Source organism: Dethiothermospora halolimnae (assembly GCF_037577855.1).
Classification (GTDB): Bacteria; Bacillota; Clostridia; order Tissierellales; family VENL01; genus Dethiothermospora; species Dethiothermospora halolimnae.
The window spans coordinates 21,784-27,783 of the sequence record NZ_JBAKFX010000052.1 but is presented as its reverse complement, the minus strand read 5'-3'; the positions used below and the strand labels follow the sequence as shown (position 1 = coordinate 27,783).

Annotated in this window: 3 protein-coding genes; all 3 read left to right on the top strand. The window is 29.8% G+C overall.

Translation table 11 applies throughout. From position 1 onward, the window contains the following. Positions 1-354 precede the first annotated feature (354 nt). The 3 genes from V6137_RS16550 to V6137_RS16540 all read left to right on the top strand — a co-directional run bounded on the left by V6137_RS16550 (position 355) and on the right by V6137_RS16540 (position 5,477). Positions 355-1,584: an MBL fold metallo-hydrolase gene (locus V6137_RS16550; protein ID WP_425449073.1), complete on the top strand. Its 1,230-nt coding sequence runs from the start codon at positions 355-357 to the stop codon at positions 1,582-1,584. A gap of 560 nt (positions 1,585-2,144) precedes the next feature. Continuing rightward, positions 2,145-3,422: a hypothetical protein gene (locus V6137_RS16545; protein ID WP_425449072.1), complete on the top strand. Its 1,278-nt coding sequence runs from the start codon at positions 2,145-2,147 to the stop codon at positions 3,420-3,422. A 420-nt stretch (positions 3,423-3,842) separates the two neighbouring features. After that, positions 3,843-5,477, top strand: a complete 1,635-nt coding sequence (locus V6137_RS16540) for a hypothetical protein (protein WP_425449071.1) — start codon at positions 3,843-3,845, stop codon at positions 5,475-5,477. Positions 5,478-6,000: the final 523 nt, after the last annotated feature.

Below are 6,000 nucleotides of genomic sequence, written 5' to 3'. Positions count from 1 at the left end.
AATTAATTCAACTATTTGCTTCTTAAATTCTTTAGTATACCTTTTACCTTTATTAGACATGATAATCCTCCAATTCAATTTTATTTATTATATCATGTCCGAGTTTTCACTGTCTAATTAAGTATAATCTATCCAGGCTAGTCTAGAAACAATACAAAGACTGCTAGGACATGAGTCTATAGCTACAACTCAAATTTATGCTAGAATGAATATGGATTCTGTGCAAAATGAAATATCAGAATTATATGGAGATTTAGACTAGGGATAGCTCCCTGGTCTTTTATTTTTTTATGTAGGAATATATAATAAAATATAGAAGTATTAAGTAAAATAATATAATTGGAGGGAATAAACATGAAAAGAAAATTATCAATTTTTCTAGTAATAGTTTTAGCATTAACAATTTCTATGCCATCATATGCTACAGAAGATAATGGAGAAATAAAAGTACACTTCATTAATGTAGGACAAGCTGATAGTATCTTTATAGACTATGGAGATTATGATATACTTATAGATGGTGGAAATAATGCAGATGGAGAAACTGTAGTTAAATACTTAAAACAACTCAAAACAGACGATATAGAAATTATGGTTGCAACGCATCCACATGAAGATCATATAGGTGGATTGGATAATGTACTTAAAGCTTTTAAAGTAGAAACTATAATAGATAGTGGACAAAAGCATACAACACAAACGTATAAAGATTATATTAATGCAGTAGCGGCAGAAAAGAAACAAGGAGCTAAGGTTATACTTGATAAAGATATGACCTTTGACTTAGGGGATGGAATATCTTTTAAAGTTATAGAAACTGGTGATGGTTTTGAGAATACAAATGACAATAGTGTTATAACTTTATTGGACCATAATAATATAGAGTTTTTATTTACTGGAGACATGGAAGCAGAAATAGAAAAGAAAAATTTATCTAAGTTTATAGATATAGATGTTTTAAAGTCAGGACATCATGGAAGTAAAACATCATCATCTATTGAATTTCTAAATAAAATAAAGCCTGAATACGCAGTTATAAGTGCAGGGGAAGAAAACAAATATGGTCATCCTAATATAGAAACATTAAAAAAATATAAAGATAGAGGTATACAGGTATATAGGACTGATAAGCAAGGTAGTATAGTAGCAACTACCGATGGCAATGAAGTGACTTTTAATAATAGTCCAGTGAAAGTAGAGATTAGTAATATAAAATCTAATGTAAACAAACAGACTACTGAAAATGATACAGGAAGTATGTCTAGTAATACTGCAGCAAAGGGTGTAGTTATAGAAAATATAAATGTGAGTGATGAAATAGTAACTATTAAAAACAACTCCAGTAGTGATGTGGATATGACTGGATGGAAGTTAGTATCTGTTAGAGGTAATCAAATATATAATTTTCCTAACGGGTATATATTAAGGTCAGGGGCAACTGTTCGAATAGTTTCAGGGAGAGGAAAAGAAGGTAATGGAACTAACAAACTAAAATGGTCAGGAGCTTACATATGGAATAATGAGGACCCGGATCCAGGGATACTTTATGATAATAACGGGAAGGAAGTTTTTAAAAGAAATTAGTAGAACATAAAATGATAGATATATACAGTAAAACAGAAAAGAGTGAGATAATAAATATTCCCACACTTTTCCCACATTAGTTTTAGATAGATGTAGTTAATTATAAAATGTTAAGGTTTAAGAATTTAGTATTTGCAACACTTATAGATGATTATAGAAAGTTATAAATTGATGTTTTTCGAATCAGTTTGTCCCAGGTTCGAATCCTGGAGGGCATGCCAATGATTACAATAGTTGCAGAGAAACCGTTGATATAATATTTTTTTAAAAGATAGACTATAGACAGATTATAAAAAAATTGTATAATATGTATCTATAGCATAAAAGATCAAGATAAAATATTTTATCTTGATCTTTTATTTTATTTAGTTTTTTAGGGAGTAATAATCAACTTATTATTAATGTAATCTTTTAAACTTTCAAGAAATTAGTTAATGAAATTATTAATACATATATATTTTTTATAAAACATACAAAAGCTAATACTTTTATTAACTAAAACAGTAGGACATGTTATAATTAGCATATAATAAAAAAATAAAGAGAGGGTGGCTATTTTGTTGAAATCTAGAAAAATAATAAGTCTTTTATTAGTATTGCTTTTAACTGTATCTATGGGAAGTACAGTTTATGGATCAGATGGCTTCAGGAAAGACGGAATAACCGTCGAAGAGATGGCAAGGGTATTAGATAACCTTAGAATATTAGAGGGTAATAATAAAGGTTACGAATTAGAGAAGGAACTTACAAGAGCAGAAGGGGCTACAATAGTAGTAAGATTATATGGTGAAATAGATGGTGCATATAAGAACTTTGATGAAAACACTAAAAATAATAAGTTTATAGATGTACCTGATTGGGCTAAAAAGTGGGTTTATCATCTAAATAGTAAAGATGTAATAAATGGTATTTCTGATACCAAGTTTGGCTCAAATGAAAAAATGGATGCTAACCAGTTTATAACAATGATATTAAGGGTATTAGGTTATGACGATAGTAAAGGTGATTTCCTTTGGAATAAATCCTTGGATAAGGCATTAGAGATAGGTTTAGTAGATAAAGAACAAAAAAGTAAATTAGAGAGTAAATTTAATAGAGAGGGTATGGTTATAGTAGTATATAACGCATTATTCTGCGATGTAGTAGGTGAGAATAAAAATCTAATAAAATCGATTGCAGGTAAGACACTACTTGTAAATCCTTTAAAAGTATTCAGCTTTGAGATGACAGACGATGAAAAAGAGGAAATAAATAATGATAGATTTTTTACGAGTGTTTTTGAGGATCAGCCAGATAAACAAATTAAGTTGGAAAACAAATTTATAGAACTTGTAAATCAGGGGCTAAGTTTATACAACATAAAGTATAAAGATGAAGTATATAGTATGAAAGGAAAAGAGGTAATAGCTGTATCTGAGCCACATTTTGGGGGTAGGCAGATATCGGTATATTTTAAAACTGAGGCAAAGGGGGATAAGGGAACACTAAAAGACGTGTTGATTTCAGTGACTCTTACAATTGATGACGAAATAGTGACAATAGCTTCTATAAGAAAATTGAAAATGAGTATGGCAGAGGGGCTAATGTCAGGATGGCTAGACAAAATAGAATTTAATAATCTTAACTTAAAGAATAATGTCAGAGTTCGTTATAATGAGGAGGCCTTTGGTGATTATGAAATTGATGAAATACCAAATGAGATTAGACTAACATTATTTAAGGGAGCCTTCGAACATTCTAAAAAGATAGGGAATGCTATACTTTTAGTAAATGGTATGGATGAAACATGTGAATTGAAAGATGCTAATGATGACTGGGAGACTGTCATAAATGATTAAAATAAATATACTAGCTGTTGGCATTGAGTTTATGTCAAAAAAATGTTGTAATTGCTGGAGCAGTTAGAATTTCAATTATAGTTGAAATATGGTTAAATATGGTGATTAAATATATAGATAAAAGAAAGCTCAATATGTCCATGGATATATTGAGCTTTCTTTTATCTATATCAGACCCAGTAAGGGCTAATTTTATTTTCATTTTTTAAAATTTTTTCAAAAAGAAGCCCCTAAATAAATGTTTGATTTCGTAAGTCTATAATGACTGGGGTAAAAACAACATGAAAAGTTAACGTATATTACATAACTATCTTATTTAGGAGGTGGTATTGGATATTGTGAAATACATAAGCTTATTTATATTATAATCATGGAAAAATTAAAAATTAAAATATATTAAATTAATAGGAGGATGAAAGAATGAAGTCAAGAAAAATAATATCCATTATTCTAGTAATATCTATTCTTGTTCTTACGGTAACATCAGGGGCATTTGCAGCTCCAGGAAAGGGCAATGGAAAAGGCAAAATAGCACCGGGGTTACTGAAAAACAAGATACTAAAGTCAAATTTATCAGAAGAAGAAGCAGTAGAATTGATTATAGAAAATGCAGGAAGTTTGTCACCAGGGGTTTTAAAAGAAATAATTTTAGGATTAGATTTATCAAAGGATTCACTAGATAAACTAGAGGAGGAAGGTATATTAAATGGTCTTCCGGGAGGTATACTGAAAGAAATATCTTTAGGAGATGATGATGAAGGCGAAGATGACGATGAAGATAAAGAAGAGGAAGAAGATGAAGTAGAAATTGAAATAGAGGCAAAAGGGAATATAACAGATATAGATGTAGAAGATAGGGTAATAGAAATAGATGAAGAACAATATCAATTACCAGAAGAAATAGAAGTAGAAATAGATGGAGAAGATGCTAACTTAGAGGATCTAGAGATAGGAATGGAAATAGAAGTAGAGATTGAAGATGAAGAAGCTAAAATAGAAGCTAAAAGTGTAAAAGAAACAGTAGTAATAGAAGGAACTATAGAGGATTTAGACCTAGTAGGGGTTTATCATATAACAATAGATGAAGTAGAATATAAGTTATCTAGAGAAGCAGAAATAAGATTAAACGATGAAGAAGTAGAACTAGAAGATCTAGAAATGGAGATGGAAATAAATGCTGTAGAAATTAATGATGAAATAGTGGAAATAAATGGATTTAAAGGAGGTGTTTTAAAGGCCCAGGGTAAGATATCAGCTATAGATTTAGATGAAGGATATATCACAATTGGTGGAGTAGATTACCAGTTAACAAGGGATACAACAGTAAGAATTGATGGAGAAGTGGAAAGATTAGAGGATTTAATAGTTGGTATGTCAGTAGAAGTAAGATTAGATGATGGAGAAATTATTAGAATATATGGAGAAACAGCAGAAGTAGATAAGGTTAGGGGAGAAATAACAAACTTAGATTTAATAGGTATATATCATCTATTTGTTAATAAACTAGAGTATAATCTTCTAAGAGAAGCTGACGTAACATTAGATGGAGAAGAAGCCAAATTAGAAGATTTAAAATCAGGAATGTCAGCTATAATTTATTTGGTGGATAATTATATAACTAGGATAGAAGCCACAATGGCTAATAGAGAAAGGGTATTAGGAGAAATAAAAGATATTGACCTAATTGGAGTTTACCATGTCACAGTAGATACTGAGGAATATAAATTATCAAAAGAAGTTAAAGTTGTAATAGATGAAGAAGAAACATTGGAAGATTTAGAAATTGGAATGGATGTAGAGGTTGAGTTAGAAGATGATATAGTTGTAGAGGTTACTGTAAAAGACAATGTGAAAAGGATTACTGGGGAAATTGTTAAAGTATCATTTACAACTGAAGGAATGGAATTAACTATAGATAGTGGAGACGAAAAAATAGAAGAATATCTATTAAGTGAAGATTTGAAAGATAGTAATTTGCAGAGATTAACTCCAGGCCACTATGGTAAGTTTAAATTAATAGATAATGTTATTGTAGAGGCTACTATTATAGATTAAAGTACTAAAATAACCCATAAGGATATATATCCTTATGGGTTATTGTAAAAAGTGTAGGACCAATATAGATAATGCATAATATACTTACACGTAAAAAAGGTCATTCTTATGAATTAGGGGCTATATGCCCAAACACAGCTCAAAAGGAGTGGACTCAATGAGTCCACTCCTTTACTTTAAATCTTAAAAATACTATTACAAAAGTTAAGTTTATTAGTACTAAAATAATACCTTCGGATATAACATACTTCCAATAAACAATTTTTATCTGTAGACTATTAACCACTTTCGCCTATAGGCTTATAAGTAGATAACCCAATAGAAGTTGGGAGACTTACGCACTAATGGTTAAAGGGCGCCGTCTATCGTCATTTTTATAAATATAAATTAGTTATAGTACAATTACTATATCCTAGGATATAGTAATTGTACTATAAAGGATAAAAAATGTATATAGTTGTAGAAAGATTATTTTCCTCAATAATTATGGGGTGAAGCTTTAAATTGTATTTCCTTTACTGTT